We start from the raw sequence: 18,711 nt of genomic DNA on the forward strand, positions 1-18,711 counted from the left end.
CTTGCCATCACTTTGTTTCGGGCGCACTTAAGTGGGGCGGTGGGCGGCGATCTTTCGACCCCTCGACAAGCCCAGGGTTCGCGCGTGCGGGCTAGCTGAGGCCGAGGCGCGAGTAGGTCGAGAGCAGCAGGCGTTCGGAGTCGGCGAGGTAGTCGGTGAGGGCGGCGGATGCGGCGGCCAAGTCATCGGCTTCGATGGCCGCGAGGATCACCTCGTTGCGGCCCATGAACGGCTGGTGGAGTCGCTCCGGGTCGTTCAGTCGCAGGAACGCGAGGCGCATCTCGGCGGCGACGTTCTCGAATGCGCTGACCACCCGCGGGCTGTCGCTGAAGCGCACGAGTGCTGAGTGGAAGTGCATATTCTCAGTACCGACCGCGGGCCAGTCGCCAGCCTCTTCGGCGGCCCGCGCATCCTTCACCGCCGCCGTCATGTCGGCGTACGCGGGATGCAGGCGTGAGCCGCTCGCGAGGGCGCCGAGCTCGAGGATGCGACGCATCCGGTAGATGTCGATGACGTCGGCCATCTCGGGGGAGGCCACCGAAACGCCGCGGTTGGGGATGCGCGTGATGAGTCGCTGCTCGGCCAGCGCTTGGAATGACTCGCGCAGCGTGTTCCGCGAGACCCCGAACGACTCGGCCACCGCGATCTCCGAGAGTCGCTCGCCCGGCGCATACTGACCGGCCGTGATGGCCTCGCGCAGTTCGTGCGCGACCTTGGGCATCGCGGTGCGGTCGGGCGGGAGCGTCGTCATATTCGCGAGCGTAGTCGAACGTCGACGAGGGCCCGCAACGTAAAGAAAGATTATTGAACATTGCGCGTAAAGAAAACTTCTGCGTACTCTGTCCCCATATCCACACCAAGTTGTTGAACAATCCTTGCGGGAATGTTCAGCAAGACGTAGGGTCGCTCGTACGCAGAACGCGCACCCCCGTCAACGACGCCGAGGAGTTCGTCATGGCTGACGATCGCACCATCTCCACCGACACCCCGTCCAAGCAGAAGGCGAAGGAATTCGCCAAGTCCCGCAGAGGCCCCATCCTCGGCGCGATCTTCCTCATGGCGACGAGCGCCATCGGCCCGGGTTTCATCACCCAGACCGCCACGTTCACGTTCCAGATGGGCGCGGCATTCGCGTTCGCGATCCTCGTGTCGATCCTCGTCGACTTCGCGGTGCAGATGAACATCTGGCGCATCATCACCGTCGCAAGCAAGCGCGCCAGCCAGCTCGCGAACGAGGCCGTGCCGGGCTTCGGCTACGTCCTCGGCATCCTCATCGTCATCGGCGGCCTCGCCTTCAACATCGGCAACATCGCGGGCGGTGGCCTGGGCCTCAACGCGATGCTCGGCATCGACGCGAAGCTCGGCGGCATAATCACCGGTCTCCTGGCCATCTGCATCTTCCTCTGGAAGCGCGCCGGCCGCATCGTCGACATCGTCGTGATGATCCTCGGCGTCGGCATGATCGTGCTCACGATCGTCATGGCGATCGTCTCGAACCCGCCGGTCGGCGATGCCCTGCGCCAGACCGTGCTGCCCGACGACATCAACTTCGCGACGATCACGACGATCGTCGGCGGCACCGTCGGCGGCTACATCACCTACGCGGGCGCGCACCGCTACCTCGACTCGGGCCTCACCGGCCCCGAGCACGTCAAGGCCGTCTCGGGCGCGTCGATGAACGGCATCCTCGTCACCGGCATCATGCGCTACGTGCTGTTCCTCGCGATCCTCGGCGTCGCGGCCTCGGGCTTCACCCTCGACATGGCCGACCCGAACCTCAACCCGGCGGGCGCCGCGTTCCAGTACGCGATGGGCGAGGCCGGCCTCCGCGTCTTCGGCGTCATCTTCTGGGCGGCCGCGATCAGCTCGGTCATCGGTGCCGCGTACACGTCGGCGACGTTCCTCTCAGTCTTCAGCAAGAAGCTCAACGACGGGTGGCCGCTGCGCATCGCGACCGTCGCGTTCATCGCGGTCTCGCTCGTGCTCTACTTGCTCTGGGGTGCCGCGCCCGCGTCGATCCTCGTGTTCGTCGGCGGCTTCAACGGCCTGATCCTTCCGATTGGCCTCACGATCTTCATGTACATCGGCTGGTTCCGGCAGAAAGATCTCCTGCAGGGGTACAAGTACCCGGTGTGGCTCCTCGTGTTCGGTACGCTGGCGACCGCGCTTACCTGGTACATGGGTGCCGTCTCGGTCGGGCCGATTTTCGAGATGATCACGGGCGCCTAAGCGTCCGCGAAAGGAAAGCAGATGGCAACCATCGACCTCAATTCCGACCTCGGCGAAAACACGCCCGACCGTCAGGTGGCCGACGACGCGGCGATGCTCGAAATCGTCACGAGCGCCAACGTCGCTGTGGCCTTCCACGCCGGAGACCCGGTGGGCATCCGCGACACGCTCACGAAGGCGCGCGACCACGGCGTCGTCGTCGGCGCGCATCCCGGCTACCGCGACTACGCGAACTTCGGCCGCGTCGCCGTTGACATCGACGACGCCACCCTGCAGGCCGACGTCGAGTACCAGCTCGGCGCGCTCCAGGCCCTCGCGAAGAGCGCTGGCACCGAGGTGAAGTATGTGAAGCCACACGGCGCGCTCTACAACACCATTGCCAAGGATGCGCGGCAGGCAAAAATCGTCGCGGCTGCGGTGCGCGCAGTCGACCCGGACCTCGTGTTCCTTGGGCTCGCCGGCGGAGTGAGCGTCGACGTCGCCGAGCGGGCAGGGCTCACCGTCGCCCGCGAGGCCTTTGCCGACCGCGCGTACGAAGCTGATGGCTCGCTCATGTCTCGAACGAAGGATGGGGCAGTGCTGCATGACGCCGAGCTCGTGGCAGCACGAATGCTTCGCCTCGTCACCGACGGCACGATCCCCGCCGCTGACGGCTCCGAGGTGCACCTCGGCGCCGACTCGATTTGCGTGCACGGCGACAGCGCCGGCGCGATCTCGATGGCGGCGGCGGTGCGGCGGGTGCTCACCACGCAGGGCATTGACCTCGCGCCCTTCGCGAAGTAGCGGGGGCCAAATCATGCTGCTCTTTGCTGAATCCGAGGAACTCGCCTCGGCCAGAACCGCGCGACTTGCGGCCCGCAGCGGCGACGACGCACCGACCAGCGGTGTCGCCCCCGGCGTTGTGCAGACCAACTTTATCTCCGTGCCGCGCGAGTGGGCCTACGACGTGCTGCTCTATGCACAACGCAACCCGAAGCCCTGCCCCGTGCTCGAAGTGATCGAGGACGGCGGCTTCGAGTCGACCCTTGCCCCCGGCAGCGACCTGCGTACCGACGTGCCGCGGTACCGAATCTGGCGTGACGGCGCGCTCGCGGCAGAGCCGACCGACGTGCGGGACGAGTGGGCCGAGCATCCCGACCTCGTGACCTTTATTATCGGATGCAGCTTCACGTTCGAGGCAGGCCTCACCAGCGCAAATATCGAGATTCGCCACCAGACCGTGGGCCGCAACGTGCCGATGTATCGCACCGCAATCGACTGTGCCCCGGCGGGCCGGATGCGCGGCAAACTCGTCGTGTCGATGCGACCGATTCCGGCCGATCGGGTCGCCGATGCGGTGCAGATCTCGGGCCGCACCCCGGCGGTGCACGGCGCGCCCGTGCACGTGGGAGACCCGGCGGCGCTCGGCATCGGAGACCTCTTCGCGCCCGAGTTCGGCGATGCGCCAGTTGCGCTTCGCCCCGGCGAGGTGCCAGTGTTCTGGGCGTGCGGCGTGACCCCGCAGGCGGCGATCATGGAATCCCGCGTGCCCTTCGCGATCACCCACGCCCCGGGCCGCATGTTCGTGACCGACGTGCGCAACGAGAGCTACACCGTATGACCCAGCCCGGCATCACCCGAATCCTGCCGATGAGCGACCGCGCGATCCTCGTCGAGTACACCGACCTGGATGCGGTGCTCGCGCACTTCGCGCCGCTCGAGTCGGCCGCGCTCGCGGGCGTCGAGGAGCTCATCCCCGCCGCGAGCACGACGATGGTGCGCTTCGACCCGACCCTCACCGACGCGCGGAGCCTGGCCCGGCGCATCCGCGAGGTGCCCGCGGCCGAGCACGCCGCATCCGACCACGACGCCGTAACCGTCGACGTCGTCTACTCGGGCGAGGATCTCGCCGCGCTCGCCGAAAGCCTTGGCGTCTCGAGCGAGGAGCTCGTGCGCCGCCACACCGAGGCGACGTGGCGTGGCGCCTTCGCTGGCTTCGCGCCCGGCTTCGTCTACTGCGTCGGCGACGACCCGTTCTTCGAGGTGCCGCGCCGGCCATCGCCGCGCACGCGCATCCCGGCCGGCTCGGTCGCGCTCGCCGGCAACTTCTCGGCGGTGTACCCGCGCGAGTCGCCCGGCGGCTGGCAGCTCATCGGCCGCACCCCCGAGCGGATGTGGGACTTGGAGCGCACGCCGCCCGCGTTCATCCAGCCCGGGCAGGAGGTGCGCTACCGCGCCGTGCGCGACGAGGTCGACCTCAGCGGCGCCGCGCCCCGCACGACCGAGTTGCCGCCGGTGCCGGGGGATGCGCGCGCGCTCGAGATCGTTCGCCCGGGCACCCAACTGCTGCTGCAGGATCTCGGCCGGGCCGGGATGCTCGGTATGGGCGTCGCGGCGTCGGGCGCGGCCGACCGGCGCGCGCTGCGGGCCGCGAACCGCATCGTCGGCAACGACAGCGACACCGCGGTGCTCGAACTCGCGGGCGGCGGCGCCGAGCTGCTCGTCTGCGCAGAGGGCGTCATCGCGTGGACCGGCGCGAGCGGGCGTCGCACGATCGTCAGCGCCGAGGGCGACGAGTACCCGTTCGAGCGCGGCGTGCCGACCGCGGTGTCGGCGGGCGACCGCATCCGCCTCTCGGGCTTCACGCGCGGGCTGCGCGGCTACCTCGCGGTGCGCGGCGGCTTCGCGGTCGACGACGTGCTCGGCAGCCTCACGACCGACACGCTTTCTGGCGTCGGCCCGCAGCCGCTTGCGGCGGGCGACGTGCTCCCGCTCGGCGACGACCGGGCCGCGCGCGCCGTCGAGCCGAACGACGCGGCGCGCCCCGAGCTGCCCGCGCACGACGAGCTCGTCGAGATCGACATTGTGCTCGGCCCGCGCACCGACTGGTTCAGCGCCGCGGCGCTCGAGACGCTCACGGGCCAGGAGTGGCGCGTGACCGCGCAGTCCGACCGCGTCGGCGTGCGCCTCGAGGGCGACACCCCGCTCGAGCGCGTCGTCACCGCCGAGCTGCCGAGCGAGGGCGCCGTCACGGGCGCGATCCAGGTGCCGGCGAACGGCCAGCCCGTGCTCTTCTTGCCCGACCATCCGCTCACGGGCGGCTACCCCGTCATCGGCGCCGTCATCGACGCCGACCTCGACCGCGCCGGGCAGCTCGCGCCCGGCATGCGCGTGCGCTTCCACGTCGTGCGCGAATTTACCGAACTGTAAGCACGAAAGGCCCCACCATGCAGCGCATCCTCATTGCCAATCGTGGCGAAATCGCCGTGCGCGTCGCCCGCGCCTGCGCCGACGCCGGTTACACCTCTATCGCGGTCTACGCCGACCAAGACGCGGACGCGATGCACGTCCGGCTCGCCGACGAAGCCTACGCGCTCGGCGGCACGACCCCAGCCGACAGCTACCTCAACATCGCGCGCATCCTCCAGGTCGCGCGGGCCGCGGGCGCCGACGCCGTGCACCCGGGCTATGGCTTCCTCAGCGAGAACGCGTCGTTCGCGCGCGCGGTCGAGGATGCGGGGCTCACCTTTATCGGCCCGACCCCTGAGTCGATCGACCAGCTCGGCGACAAGGTTACCGCCCGCCAGATCGCGACCTCCGTGGGCGCGCCCCTCGTGCCCGGCACCGACAAGCCGCTCGAGAGCGCGGATGAGGCGGTCGCCTTCGCGCGCGAGGCCGGGCTCCCCGTGGCGATCAAGGCCGCGTACGGCGGCGGCGGTCGTGGCCTCAAGGTCGTGCGCCGCCTCGACGAGGTCGGCGACGCCTTCGAGTCGGCGACGCGCGAGGCCGTCACCGCCTTCGGTCGCGGCGAGTGCTACATCGAGCGGTTCCTCGACCGCCCGCGCCACGTCGAGGTGCAGGTCGTCGGGGACGGCGCGGGCAACGTGCTCGTCGTCGGCGACCGCGACTGCTCGCTGCAGCGCCGCAACCAGAAGCTCGTCGAGGAGTCGCCGGCGCCCGACCTGCCCGCCGACGCACGCGAGCGCATCCATACCGCCGCCCGCGAGATCTGCGGCGCCGTGAACTACCGCGGCGCGGGCACCGTCGAGTTCCTCCTTGGCGAGGACGGCACCGTGTCGTTCCTCGAGGTGAACACGCGCCTCCAGGTCGAGCACCCGGTGACCGAGCTCACGAGCGGCATCGACCTCGTGCTCGAGCAGTTCCGCGTCGCTGAGGGCCGCGGCCTCTCGCGCACCGACACCCCCGAGCCAGTGGGCCACGCGATCGAGTTTCGCATCAACGCCGAGGACCCGGGTAGGGGCTTCCTGCCCTCGCCCGGTGCCGTCGAGCACCTGCACCAGCCGGGCGGCCCCGGCGTGCGCTGGGACGGCGGTGTCGAGGCCGGCGACCGCGTCGAGGGCGCGTTCGACTCGATGATCGCGAAGCTCATCGTGGTTGGCGACGACCGCGCCGCAGCCCTCGCGCGCTCGCGGCGGGCCCTGCGCGAGACGGTGATCGATGGCGTCGCAACCGTGCTGCCGTTCCACCGCACCGTCGTCGAGCATCCGGCCTTCGTAGGGGAGCGGCTCGGCGTCTACACGCAGTGGATCGAGACCGAACTTCTGCCCGAACTCGAGACGCAGCCGCGCGCGAAAGCCGCGCCCGCGCCGGCCTTGCGCCGCGTCGCTATCGAGGTCGACGGCCGCCGCGTCGAGCTGGGCCTGCCTGACGAACTGCTCGGCAGCCTGCGCGCGGCTGACGCCGGCGCATCCGGCCCTGTCGCAGCATCCGCGGCACCCGACCAGCACGAGGATGCGCTGCTCGCGCCGGTCTCGGGCACGCTCGTGCGCCGCCTCGTCGCCGAGGGCGCCTGGGTGGCCGAGGGCGACGCCGTCGCGGTGTGCGAGGCGATGAAGATGGAGACGAAGGTGCTCGCCGAGCGCACCGGCACGATCGCCTGGCTCGTCGAGGAGGGCGCGACGGTCATCGTCGACGCTCCGATCGCCCGTGTCACCGAGTAGGGAAGTGCGCCGACCCTAGAGGTCGGCGTGCAACCGCCAGACGAGGTCGGCCGAGTAGCTCCACGAGTAGATCGGGACGCGGTCGTGGCCCGCGGTGACGAGGCTCTGGCGGAGCTCCTCGTCGCCGAGCACGTTTTTCAGCGCGACCGCGAGGCGCTCGACGAAGGTCGATTCCTCGACGAGGGGCACGTGGATGCCGGCGCCGCCGGCGACCTCCATGAGCGCCGGAACGTCGGTGTGCACCACCGCCGTGCCGGCGCGGAACGCCTCAAGGATCGGCAGACCGAAGCCCTCGTCGATCGAGGGCATGCAGAACACCGTCGCACGGTCGTAGGCCACGGCGAGGTCGGTGTTCGAGATAAAGCCGAGCGTCTTCACGCGCGAACGCTCGACGCCGGCCTCGGCGCAGAGGGAGTCCCAGTTCACGTCGCCCCAGCCGTCGGGGCCAGCGTGCACGAGTTGGGCGTCGGGAATCTTCGCGAGCGCCTCGACGAGCTTGTTCAGGCCCTTGCGGGGTTCGAGCGTGCCGACGGCGAGGATGTACGTGTCGGGCAGGCCGAGTCGCTCGGCGACCTCGTCGGGGTTCTCGGGCAGGTGCACGTCGCGCGACGGCGCGCCCGGAATCACCCGCAGGCGGTCACCAAAGTTGTAGAGCTCGGCGACCTGCTCGGCGACCGCGTGGGTCGGCGTGACGACCGCGGCCGCGTGCTGCCAGGCGCGCTTGAGCTGGCGCTTGTGCCAGCGCACGCCGTTCGATGTGAGGGTCTCGGGATGCGTCCACGGCACGGTGTCGTGCACCGTCACGACGGTCTGCACGCCGCCGTCGCTACCGAGCGGCTGCAGCGGCGCGAACAGGCTCGGCGCGTGGATGAGCCCGCCGCCGATCGCGCCCGTGAGCAGGCCGCGCGACCACGACTGCGCGAGCGTTGCGCGGCTCAGCTTGGTGACCCCGAGGTGCGCGAGGCCGGGGAAGCGCTCTTCGATCTGCTCGACCGTGGGCGCACCCTCGCCCTTCGGCGGGGTGATGATGCCCTCAACCTCGCAGCCCGCGGGGGCGCGCGAAATCACCTCGCGGGCGAGGTTCTCGGCGTACCGCCCGATGCCTCCGGGCACGGGCGCGACGAGTTGGTCGAGCAGAAACTTCAGCGTCACCATGTGGACGTGAGCACTCCATCCTCAGCGGCCGCCTCGAGGGCGTCGCGCCAGTTGCGCATGGGTTCGATGCCGGCGGCGCGCCAGGCGTCGTGGCCGAGCACCGAGTAGGCGGGTCGCGCGGCGGGGAGCACGAAGGCGGCCGAGTCGGTCGGCTTGACGCGCTCGGAGTCGTGCCCGGCGAGGTGGAAGATCTCGCGGGCGAAGCCGAACCAGGTCGTCTCGCCCGAGTTCGTGCCGTGGTAGATGCCGGCCGGCGCCTGCGCGTCGAGCAGCTTCACCGTCTGCTCGGCGAGGTCGCGCGTGTAGGTCGGCTGCCCGAGTTGGTCGTTGACGACCGTGATCTCGGGGTTGTTCTCGGCGAGCTTCACCATGGTCTTCGCGAAGTTCGGGCCGCCGGCACCGTAGAGCCAGGCGGTGCGCACGATGAACGTGCCCTCCGGATGCGCGGCGAGCGCGAGCTCCTCGCCCGCGGCCTTGGTGCGGCCATAGGCGTTGAGTGGGTCGCGCTGCTCGTTCTCGGCGTATGGCGCCTGGGCGTTGCCCTGAAACACGTAGTCGGTCGAGTAGTGCACGAGCTTCGCGCCGGTCTCGGCCGCTGCCTTCGCGAGGTGCTCGACGGCGGTCGCGTTGATCGCGTACGCGGCGTCCTCATCGGTCTCGGCGTTGTCGACCGCGGTGTACGCGGCGGCGTTGATGACGACGTCGTGGCCGGCGACCGCGCTGCGCACGGCGTCGGCGTCGGTGACGTCGAGATCTTGCCGTGTCAGCGCCGTGACCTCGCGGCCAGCGAGCGCGCGCTGCAGGTCTTGCCCGAGCATCCCCGCCGCGCCGGTGATGAGGTACCGAGTCACTTCTGCGCCTCCAAGGCGGCGCGCTCCTTCAGCGGCTCCCACCAGGCGCGGTTGTCGCGGTACCACTGCACAACCTCGGCGAGGCCCCGTTCGAACGGCACCTGCGGCTCGTAGCCGAGCTCGTTCTCAATCTTCGAGATGTCGACGCAGTAGCGCAGGTCGTGCCCCTTGCGGTCCTCGACGTGGTCGACGTACGAGTCGTCCTTGCCCATGAGCTCGAGGATTTTCTCGGTGATCTCGACGTTGGTCAGCTGCGTGCCGCCGCCGATGTTGTAGACCTCGCCCGCGCGGCCGTTCGCGAACACGAGCGCGATGCCGCGGCAGTGGTCGTCGACGTGCAGCCAGTCGCGTACGTTCTCGCCGGTGCCGTAGAGCGGCACGTGCTGGTCGTCCATGAGGTTCGTGACGAAAAGCGGGATCAGCTTCTCGGGGAAGTGGTACGGGCCGTAGTTGTTCGAGCAGCGGGTGATCGACGCGTTGAGGCCGTGGGTGCGGTGGTAGGCGCGCACGAGCAGGTCGCTGCCGGCCTTCGATGCCGAGTACGGCGAGTTCGGCTCGAGCGGGAACTCCTCGGTCCACTCGCCCTCTTCGATCGAGCCGTAGACCTCGTCGGTCGACACGTGTACGAAGCGCTTCGTGCCGTGCGTCAGCGCGGCGTCGAGCAGGCGCTGCGTGCCGAGCACGTTCGTCTCGACGAAGATCGCGGCGTCGCGCACCGAGCGGTCGACGTGCGACTCGGCGGCGAAGTGCACGACGCCGTCGATGGTCGGGAAGATCTCGTCGAGCAGCGCAGCGTCGCGGATGTCGCCCTCAATAAAGGTGAAGCGCGGTGAGTCGGCGATCGGGTCGAGGTTCTCGCGCACGCCCGAGTAGGTGAGCGAGTCGAGCACCACGATCTCGGCGCCCTCGACGCCGGGCAGTTCGTCATTGAGCGCGCGACGAACGAAGTTCGAGCCGATGAATCCGGCACCGCCGGTGACGAGCAGTTTCAATGCAGTCCTCCCTGTGAGCGTGCGGCAGCGTGCCCGCCGCACTCCGCGCAGCGCGCAGAAACAGCACATAGCCTACCGGCACCGCGCCCGGAAACCCCGCTGAATCGGTAGCGTGGAGGCGTGAACTCTGCCGAATACGTGCGCAACATCGTCGCCATCGTCGTCACTTGGAACGGCGGCGACGAGGCGGCCCGCGCCGTCGCCTCGCTCGCGGGCCAGGATGCGGGGCGCACGCCGAGCGGCGAGGCCCGGCAGCTGCAGGTGGTCGTGGCCGACAACCACTCGAGCGATGACACGGTCGCGCGCATCCTGGCCGCCGTGCCCGGCGCCGCCGTGCTCGAGCTCGGCGACAACCTCGGCTACGGGCCGGCGGCGAACCGCGCGATGGCGGCGTACCCGGCCGACGCCTACGTGATTTGTAACCAGGATGCGGTGTACCAGCCCGGCTTCGTCGCGGCGCTCGCGGATGCGCTCGACGCCGACCCGCGCGTCGGCGCGGCGACCGCGCAGGTGCGGCTCGCGGGGCGGTTCGTGCGGGTCGCAGGGACGAATGCGCTTGACGGCGAGCGCGTGCTCGTCGGCCACGATGGCGAGCAGTGGCGGGATGCCCGCGACGGCGAGGCGGGCGTGGAGTTGCTCAACTCGACGGGCAACCAAGTGACGAAGTCGGGCAATGGGCTCGACCGTGGCTGGCTGCAGCCGGTCGGCACCGAGTTTCCGGCCGCGGTGTTCGGCCTGCACGGCGGCGCCGCGATGTTGCGGGCGGCGGCGGTCGAACCCCTCGGTGGCTTCGACGAGGGCTACTTCATGTACTACGAGGACACCGATCTTTCCTGGCGCCTGCGCAAGGCCGGGTGGCTCGTGGCCTACGCTGCCGGCGCCGTTTCGGTGCATGCGCACGCCGGTTCGTCGGGCACGGAGTCGGCGCAGTTCGTGCGTTGGAATCGGCGCAACCGCCTGCGCTGCGCGCTGCGCAACGGCCCGTTCGACATGAAGGTGCGCGCCCTCGTGCGCAGCGCGGGCGCCGCGGCGAAGTCCGCCCTGCGCCGCGGCTCGCCCCTTCGACAAGCTCAGGAACCGCTTGGCGAAGGGCAGGGAGCGACCGCGGAACACCTCGTCCTCGACTTCACCTCCCTCCCGTCGCAGCTCGGGGGAGTGGGCCGCTACCTTGAGGGTCTCGCGACCGGACTCGCTGAGCTCGCAGCATCCGGCGATGGCATCGCCCGCACCTACCTCGTCAAGCCCGAGCACGTCGACCACTTCGGCGTGCTCGACCCGGCCGCACGCATCGAGACCGTGCCCGAGTGGGTCGGCAAGCGCGGCCTCCGGTTCGTCTGGGAGCAGACCCACCTTCCACGCACCGTCCGCGCGCTCGGCGGCACCGCGCTGCTGTCGCCGCACTACTCGTTCCCGCTGCAGGCGCGTGGCATTCGTCGACTCGTCACGGTGCACGACGCGACCTTCTTCTCCGACCCCGAGGCGCACTCGCCACTGAAACGGCGGTTTTTCACGACGTGGATCCGCCGCGGCGTCGCCGCCGACGTGCAGCTCATCGCCCCGAGCGCCGCGACGGCCGCCGAGGTCGAGCGCTATGCTGGCACGCCGCGGCGCCCGATCGCCGTCGCCCACCACGGCGTCAACCGCGAGGTGTTTCACCGCCCGAGCCAGGCCGAACTCGCGCAGTTCCGCGCCGAGTACAGCGTCGACCGCTGGGTCGCGTTCCTCGGCACGATCGAGCCCCGCAAACGCGTCGGCGAACTCATCGACGCCCACGCGTCGCTGCCCGACGCGCCGCCGCTGCTCATCTCCGGGCAGCGCGGCTGGGACGCCGACGCCGCCGCGAAGCTCGACGCCGCGAGGGCCGACCCGAATTCGCGCGTCCGCGAGCTCGGTTACCTGCCGCTCGAGCAACTGCGAGCGCTCCTCGGCGGTGCGGACGCCTTCGTGTATGCGTCGATCGCCGAGGGCTTCGGACTGCCGGTGCTCGAGGCGATGGCATCCGGCGCGCCCGTGATCACGACGAAGCTCTCGGCCCTGCCCGAAGTCGGCGGCGACGCGGTGAAGTATTGCGAGCCGCGGGCCGACTCGATCGCGAACGCCCTTGGCGACCTCCTCGTTGACGCCCCGGCCCGCGCCGCGCTCGCGGCCGCTGGCGAAGCTCGTGCGGCCACGTTCACGTGGCGCCGCTGCGCTGCCCTCCACCTCGGGGCCCTCCGCCGCGCCTAGCGCTCGGCACTTCGGGGCCCTCCATCACCCAACGCTTCGCCCCGCGTCCCTGCCGCAGGCCCTATGCCGCGGGCTCATGCCGCGGGCTCCATGCCGCAACACCCGTGCCAGCGGGAAATCGCGTCGGCAGCCCCGACCGGTGAGGCGATGCGTCTAGTGAGCCGCGCCGTTACTACTCGCGGGCAAGGGCGGCGGTGACGGTGCGCATGTAGGTCGCGGTGACGTGGCTCGAGTCCATGAAGACGTAGACGCCGCCGCGCACCGGCGTGCACTCGCCGTCGGGGCAGATCAGCGGATTGCGGTCGACGTACTCGCCGCCCGCCGCTTCGATGCGCTCCTGCAGGTCGATGTTCGGCGTCGACAGGCTCGTCGTGAAGCCGCAGCGGTCGGCGTCGACGCCCCACTGCTCGGTGCACATGAACGGGTTGAATGTCGTGCGCGGCGCATCGCGCAGGGCGACAACGTGAATGCCCGCGTCCGTAATCCGGTCGATCCAGTCGACGATGCCGGGCAGCTCGGCCTCGGAGTCGTCCTCGTACGAGCGGGTCGCGAGCACCACCACGGTCGCGGGCTTGTCCTCGAGGATCTGTTCGGTGATGTTCCCCCAGAACGCGTCACACTCGTCCTCGATCTCCGGCCGCACACCCTCGCCGCCGAACTGGCACTCGAACAGCACGTAGGCCCGCACCGGACCGGTCACGAGCGGAATCGCCTGCTGCGCCTGCGAATTACCAACGACCCAGGTGTCGGCATTGCCGTCGCCCATGCAGTACTTGTCGAGCTCCGCATTGATGCTGGCGAGCGTCGCCTGATCGCACGGCGGCAGCGGGGCGAGATCATCGCGCACGATGAGTTCGCTCGGCCACAGCGGGCCCGAGTCGAGGTCGAGGGCGTTCGCGCCGTACTCGGCGACCGGCATCGCATCGGCCTCGGCGCGCGCCTCGTGCATCCGCGCCGACGCGATGCCCTGGCCGACCCCCAGCGTCGCGAGCGTGACCGCCGGCAGCGCGACCACGACGATGCCGGCGCGCGCGAGCGACCCGAGCCCGCGCATCCGCTCCGGCGTCTGCCGGCCGGCCAGGAACTCAGCCACGGGCTCCTCGACGAGCTTCGTGAGCAGCCACGCGAGCCCCGCGGAGATGCCGAGCAGCCCCGCGCCCTCGAGGAACGACACCGAATCCACACGCGCCACGAAGAGGTAGATCACGAGCACCGGCCAGTGCGTCAAGTACAGCGCGAAGCTGTAGTTCGCGGCCCGCTGGATGAGCGGGTGGTTCAGCAGCACGCCCGCGCCGTACCGCGGCGCGCCGGCCGAGAGCACGACGAGCACCGCCGACAGCACCGGCCACAGCGCCGCCCACCCCGGGAACGATGCCTCGACCGGCAGCACCCAGCCACACAGCACGATGCCGAGCACGCCCGCCCAGCCGAACACCGCCTTCGCGGGCCCCGGCACCCGCAGCCACGGCAGCGCCAGCGCGAGCACCGAGCCGGCCGCGAACTCCCACACTCGCGCGAACACGCTGAAGTAGGCCGCCTGCTGGTTGACGTCGGTCGCGTACACCGAGTACGCAAAGCCGAGCACCAGCACGGCCCCGAACCCGAACAGCGCGACCTTGCGCACGTTGAGCCGCAGCGACCGCGCGAGCAGGTAGAGCAGCGCAAACAGCACCGGCCAGGCGACGAACACCTGACCCTGCACCGCGAGCGACCAGTAGTGCTGGAAGGGGGATGCGGTGCTCCGGTCAACCGCGAAGTAGTCGATCTGCTGCAGCTGGAGATAGACGTTCTCCCAGTACGTCGCCGAGGCGAACCCCTGGGTGAGGATCATCGGTGTCTCGGAGGTCGGCAGCCACAGCAGCGACGCGGCGACGATGAGCAGCACCGCCGTCAGCGTCAGCGGGAGCAGCCGCGCGAAGCGGCGCAGGATGGTCTGGAAGGGCCGCGGTGTCGCGCCCCGCTCGACCGAGGTGATCATCGACCTCGTGAGCAGAAACGCCGAGATAAAGAGGAAGACGTCGACGCCGCCGGAGACCTTGCCGAACCAGACGTGGTACGCCGCGACGAGGGCAAGCGCGAGCGTGCGCACGCCCTGCACCTCGGGTATCCATTTCGCGGCCATAAGCTTCCAGGCTACCGAGTAGGGGGCCGGGCTGCCTCCCGGGGGATCCGCGGGGCTGGGCTAGAAGAGGCCGAACGCGATGGTCCCGGCCAGGGCGAGCTGGTCGCGGCGGCGCCGGCGGAACTCCGAGACGCGGCGGGCGAGGCGTAGCCGGTCGAGATAGGACAGCCGGTCGAGGCGACGCTTGGTCCATTCGAGCCGGCGTCGCTCGTCTGGCGATGCGACCTCGAGACAGGCGTCGACCATGTGCATCGCATTGCTGTGGAACTTGCCGTTGGCGATCGATCGGAAACGGCGCACGTACTGGCTCAGGCCCTCGTTCGCCCCGAGGGCGTTCTTGCCGTGCTGCCGATATTCGACCGTGGACTCGCCATCGATGAACCACCGGCCGCTCGATGCCCGCACGAGCGCGTAGGCCAGCCAGTCGTGCGCCGCCGTTGCGTCAGCCACGCTGCCGGGGGAGCGGAGCTGCCGCTGCACGAGGTCGAACGCCGCGGGCCGCAGCAGAAACGTCGACCCCGGGCCCGCCGACTCGAACATGTAGTCGGCGCTGCGCTGCAGCTGGTTCTTGACGACGAGCTGCCGCTCTCCGGTTGAGGTGAAGGCGGTCACGTTGGAAGACACGCCCGAGTATGGCCCGAGCCCGTCGAGGCCGTTCGGCAGCGAGAGGACGTTGAAGTGCCGCTCGAGCTTGCCCTGCACCCACACGTCGTCCTGATCGCAGAACGAGATCGCGTCGTAGCCCGTCGAGTCAGCTTCGCGCATGATCCGGAAGAAGTTCGCCGTGGCCGAGCCGAACACGCCCGGTTCGAGCAGCCGGATGCGGTGGCCAAAGTCCGCGACGTAACGCTCGAGCAACCCCGTGGTGCCGTCGGTCGAGTTGTCGTCCGAGACCAGCACGTCGACGTCGACACCGCGCTGCGAAAGCACGGAGTCGAGCTGCTCCTCGAGAAACGCCGCACCGTTGTGCGTCGTCAGCAGCACGAGGATGCGCGGCGGGGTCGAATGGGTCATGTAGCTCTCTGATGGCCTTGGGGAGTAGGTCAACGCTGACGATGGTAGGCGAGCGGCCTTGAAGGACCCAGAGTCCACTCCGCGCTGTGGCAACCGGGCGTTTTCCCGCCTGGCCGCTACCATTTATAGGTACTTGTTCGCTTGGCCTGTGTCAGGAACCCTTCATATGCGCGTCTTTGTTCAGATTCCCTGCCTCAATGAGGAAGAGACCCTCCCGCTCGTGATCAACTCGATCCCGCGCGAGATCCCGGGGGTCGACGAGGTCGTCATACTCGTCATCGACGATGGCTCGACCGACCGCACGGTCGAAGTCGCGCGCGAACTCGGCGTCGAGCACTTTGTGCTCCACGCCCGCAACATGGGCCTCGCGCGCTCGTTCAGCGACGGCGTCGACTACGCGCTCTCGCACGGTGCCGACATCGTCGTGAACACCGACGGCGACAACCAGTACCCGCAGGACCGCATCCCCGACCTCCTCGCGCCGGTCATCGCCGGCGAGGCCGACATCGCCATCGCCGACCGTCAGACCGCGAAGATCGCGCACTTCTCGCCGTTCAAGAAGACGATGCAGAAGGTCGGCTCGGACGTAGTGAACATGGCCGCGGGCACGCAGCTGCCGGATGCGGCGTCGGGCTTCCGCGCCTACTCGCGCAACTCGCTGTTCCGTCTCAACGTCGTGACGCAGTTCAGCTACTGCATGGAGACGATCATCCAGGCCGGCAACAAGCGACTGCGCATCGCCTCGGTGCCGGTGGAGACGAACGCGAAGACCCGCGAGTCGCGCCTCTTCAAGAACATCTGGCAGCACATGTTCAAGTCGGGCACCGCGATCACGCGCTCGTTCCTCATGTTCAAGCCGCACGTCGTGCTCGGCACGATCGGCACGATCATGCTCGTGCTCGGCCTGATCCCGTTCGTGCGATTCCTTGTCCTCTTCATCTTGGGCACCCACGGCGACCACATTCAGTCGCTGCTCTTCGGCGCCGTGATGCTGCTCGCCGCGTTCATGTCATACGTGTTGCTGGTGATCGCCGACCTCCAGCGCACGAACCGTGTGCTCCTCGAGGACGTCCTCGAGCGCGTCAAGCGCGTGCAGCTCGGCGGACCGCACGTCGCGGGCACGCAGTACACCGTTATCGACCTTCCCGACGACATCGCTGGTGTCGACGAGGTGCAGCGCTTCCCGCGCACCGACGCGATCCAGCAGATCGTGCAGCCGCACCTGAACCGCGAGCACCTGGACCGGGAGCGCGCGCAGCAGGATCGCCGCGATCACCAGGCCCGCTAGCCGCCGACCGTGACTGAAACTTCTCCCGAGCAGGCGCCCAAGGGCGCCCTCTCGAAGGTGCTCTCAGCGCTGCGCTCGCCGGTGGTGAAGGTCCTCTTCCTCGTCATCGCGCTCGCATTCGCGGTGTGGGCCGTCATCAGCCAGTGGGACAACATTCGCGACGCGCTCACGCGCCTCGATGGCGGCATCCTCGCGATCACCACGGTGCTCGCCATCGTCTACGTGTTCGTGACCATGCTCTCTTGGCGCGAGATTCTCGTGGACCTCGGCACCGACATCTCGGTGCGCAACGCGAGCAAGCTGTTCTTCATCTCGCAGTTGGGTAAGTATGTGCCCGGCGGCGTGTGGAACTACCTCGCGGTGGTCGAAATGGGGGCGCAGCGCGAGATTCCCCGTCGCCGTTCGCTCTCCGCCATGGTCGTGTCGGTCTTGGTGTCGATCGTGAGCGCGGGCATCCTCGCCGTGCCGGGGCTGGCGTTTACCGGGCATGTGCCGCTCTCGCAGTCGGTCTGGCTGTTTGCGCTGCTGCCCGTGGTCATCGTCTTCCTGATCCCGCCGGTGCTCAACCGCGTCATCGCGTTCGCGCTGCGGCTGGCGCGGCGCCCACCGCTCGAGCACCCGCTCAGCGGCGCGGGCATCCTGAAGTCGACCCTCTACGCACTGCTTGGCTGGCTGATCTCGGGCACCGTGGTGTGGCTCATTGCCGTGCAGCTCGGCATGCCGGCGAGCGTGCCGTCGTTCCTGCTCGCCGCGGGCGGCTACTCGCTCTCGTGGGCGATCGGCTTCATCGTGTTCTTCATGCCCGCCGGACTGGGCGTGCGCGAGGTGGTGCTCGCGGCCATGCTCGCCGGCTTCCTGGGCCCAGGCGAACTCATCGTCGTGGTGCTCCTCGCCCGCGTGCTCTCGACCGTCGCCGACGTCGTGCTCGGCTTGGGCAGCTTTGCGCTGCGCGACCGCCCCGCCAAGGACGAGGCGAACTAGCGGCCCGCCTGCATCGAGTCCCAGGTGTGCTTGAGACCCTCTCGAAGGGTGATGCTGGGGCTCCAGCCAAGCTGCGCGGCGGCCGCGTTGACGTCGAGCCAGTTCGTCGGCGCGTCAAAGCCGCGGTGCTCCTCGTAGCGAATCTCGCAGTTGCTGTCCGCGGTGCGCAGGCACAGGCGCGCGAGCTTCGTGAGCGTGGTCGGTTCGCCCGAGCCGATGTTGAGAATGTGATTCGCGTTGAGCGTCGTTGACGCGTGGGCGAGCAGGATCGCGCGTGCGATGTCGTCGACATACACATAGTCGCGCACCGTGGTGCCGTCGCCGTACACGGTGATCGGCTTCCCCTCGAGGATCGCGTTGAACCAGTGGCCGATCACGCCCTGGCCACGAACCGCTTTCTGCCCGGGGCCGTAGGCGTTTGCCACGCGAAGCACGATCGCGTTCAGGGCCGACTCAAACGCGACCTGCTCGAGGCCGAGCCGAGCGGCGCCATAGCGGTTGACCGGATGCGGCGTGTCGTCCTCCGAGTAGGGGGCGCTCGTGCCGCCATAGACGGTGCCGCCCGAGGACAGCACGATGAAACGCGGCCGCTGTTCCTGCTGACTCAAGACTCGCACAGCTTCGCTGAACTGCTCGCGCTCCTCGAGCACTGCCTCGGGCGAAGACTCGGCCACCGAAGGCGTGATCATGGACGCGGACCACACAACGGTCTTGACGCCTCGGGCGCCCGGATTCAGCTCGCCGTCCAGCACCAGCGGATTGGCGCGCGTGAACGCAGCCGTGGGTACATTTTGCTGCTCGGCGAGCCACCGCGTGCGGGAACCGATGAAGCCACCCGCGCCGACAACGGCGATCTCTGGCGAGCCTTGCGTGTGGAATACTTGCGACATCGTTCTTGAGTTTACTGGAGGGA

At 69.3% G+C, this 18,711-nt stretch carries 15 protein-coding genes; 8 read left to right on the top strand and 7 right to left on the bottom strand.

The features are described 5' to 3' along the window. Positions 1 to 91: 91 nt before the first annotated feature. Positions 92 to 751, bottom strand: a complete 660-nt coding sequence (locus tag EJL01_RS07265; protein ID WP_125106899.1) for a GntR family transcriptional regulator — start codon at positions 749 to 751, stop codon at positions 92 to 94. Between the two features lie 203 nt (positions 752 to 954). Here EJL01_RS07265 and EJL01_RS07270 point away from each other — a divergent pair, with 203 nt between their 5' ends. Genes EJL01_RS07270 through EJL01_RS07290 form a run of 5 tightly spaced genes read left to right on the top strand, consistent with a single transcriptional unit; the run spans position 955 to position 7,169 of the window. Then, a complete protein-coding gene (locus EJL01_RS07270; protein WP_125106900.1) occupies positions 955 to 2,229 on the top strand; it encodes an NRAMP family divalent metal transporter in 1,275 nt (424 codons plus the stop codon). Between the two features lie 21 nt (positions 2,230 to 2,250). After that, entirely contained in the window at positions 2,251 to 3,012 is a 762-nt protein-coding gene (locus EJL01_RS07275; protein WP_125106901.1) for a LamB/YcsF family protein, read from the top strand. Positions 3,013 to 3,025: 13 nt separating this feature from the next. Continuing rightward, a complete protein-coding gene (locus EJL01_RS07280) occupies positions 3,026 to 3,829 on the top strand; it encodes a putative hydro-lyase (RefSeq protein WP_125106902.1) in 804 nt (267 codons plus the stop codon). Next, positions 3,826 to 5,418 (top strand): 5-oxoprolinase subunit B/C family protein, encoded by a 1,593-nt coding sequence (locus EJL01_RS07285; RefSeq protein ID WP_125106903.1) that lies wholly within the window; start codon positions 3,826 to 3,828, stop codon positions 5,416 to 5,418. Before EJL01_RS07280 ends, EJL01_RS07285 begins: the two co-directional genes overlap by 4 nt. Positions 5,419 to 5,435: 17 nt before the next feature. After that, positions 5,436 to 7,169: an acetyl/propionyl/methylcrotonyl-CoA carboxylase subunit alpha gene (locus EJL01_RS07290; protein ID WP_125106904.1), complete on the top strand. Its 1,734-nt coding sequence runs from the start codon at positions 5,436 to 5,438 to the stop codon at positions 7,167 to 7,169. A 15-nt stretch (positions 7,170 to 7,184) separates the two neighbouring features. Here EJL01_RS07290 and EJL01_RS07295 read toward each other — a convergent pair whose 3' ends face one another. The 3 genes from EJL01_RS07295 to rfbB are packed head-to-tail and all read right to left on the bottom strand — an operon-like array spanning position 7,185 to position 10,167. Beyond that, on the bottom strand, positions 7,185 to 8,324 hold the full coding sequence (locus EJL01_RS07295) for a glycosyltransferase family 4 protein (RefSeq protein ID WP_125106905.1): 1,140 nt from the start codon (positions 8,322 to 8,324) through the stop codon (positions 7,185 to 7,187). Further along, entirely contained in the window at positions 8,318 to 9,175 is an 858-nt protein-coding gene (rfbD, locus tag EJL01_RS07300; protein WP_125106906.1) for a dTDP-4-dehydrorhamnose reductase, read from the bottom strand. Before rfbD ends, EJL01_RS07295 begins: the two co-directional genes overlap by 7 nt. Further along, a complete protein-coding gene (rfbB, locus tag EJL01_RS07305; RefSeq protein WP_125106907.1) occupies positions 9,172 to 10,167 on the bottom strand; it encodes a dTDP-glucose 4,6-dehydratase in 996 nt (331 codons plus the stop codon). The genes rfbD and rfbB overlap by 4 nt, the downstream gene beginning before the upstream one ends. A 120-nt stretch (positions 10,168 to 10,287) precedes the next feature. Here rfbB and EJL01_RS13360 point away from each other — a divergent pair, with 120 nt between their 5' ends. Continuing rightward, positions 10,288 to 12,393: a glycosyltransferase gene (locus EJL01_RS13360; protein ID WP_125106908.1), complete on the top strand. Its 2,106-nt coding sequence runs from the start codon at positions 10,288 to 10,290 to the stop codon at positions 12,391 to 12,393. A gap of 172 nt (positions 12,394 to 12,565) precedes the next feature. Here the strand turns inward: EJL01_RS13360 and EJL01_RS07315 are convergent, their stop codons facing one another. Together EJL01_RS07315 and EJL01_RS07320 are read right to left on the bottom strand one after the other, a co-directional pair. Continuing rightward, the gene (locus EJL01_RS07315; RefSeq protein WP_125106909.1) at positions 12,566 to 14,515 is read right to left on the bottom strand and encodes an acyltransferase family protein; all 1,950 of its coding nucleotides are present in this window, start codon (positions 14,513 to 14,515) and stop codon (positions 12,566 to 12,568) included. Between the two features lie 60 nt (positions 14,516 to 14,575). Next, a complete protein-coding gene (locus EJL01_RS07320; RefSeq protein WP_164509746.1) occupies positions 14,576 to 15,529 on the bottom strand; it encodes a glycosyltransferase in 954 nt (317 codons plus the stop codon). Between the two features lie 166 nt (positions 15,530 to 15,695). On the opposite strand from EJL01_RS07320, the gene EJL01_RS07325 reads away from it, so the two are divergent. Then, the gene (locus EJL01_RS07325) at positions 15,696 to 16,817 is read left to right on the top strand and encodes a glycosyltransferase family 2 protein (RefSeq protein WP_125106911.1); all 1,122 of its coding nucleotides are present in this window, start codon (positions 15,696 to 15,698) and stop codon (positions 16,815 to 16,817) included. A gap of 9 nt (positions 16,818 to 16,826) precedes the next feature. Beyond that, positions 16,827 to 17,798, top strand: coding sequence for a lysylphosphatidylglycerol synthase domain-containing protein (locus EJL01_RS07330; RefSeq protein WP_125106912.1), 972 nt, complete (start codon positions 16,827 to 16,829; stop codon positions 17,796 to 17,798). Here the strand turns inward: EJL01_RS07330 and EJL01_RS07335 are convergent. After that, positions 17,795 to 18,688, bottom strand: coding sequence for an NAD-dependent epimerase/dehydratase family protein (locus EJL01_RS07335; protein ID WP_125106913.1), 894 nt, complete (start codon positions 18,686 to 18,688; stop codon positions 17,795 to 17,797). The two genes, EJL01_RS07330 and EJL01_RS07335, sit on opposite strands and share 4 nt — an antisense overlap. Positions 18,689 to 18,711: the final 23 nt, after the last annotated feature.

Source organism: Gulosibacter massiliensis (genome assembly GCF_900626105.1).
Lineage (GTDB): Bacteria > Actinomycetota > Actinomycetes > Actinomycetales > Microbacteriaceae > Gulosibacter > Gulosibacter sediminis.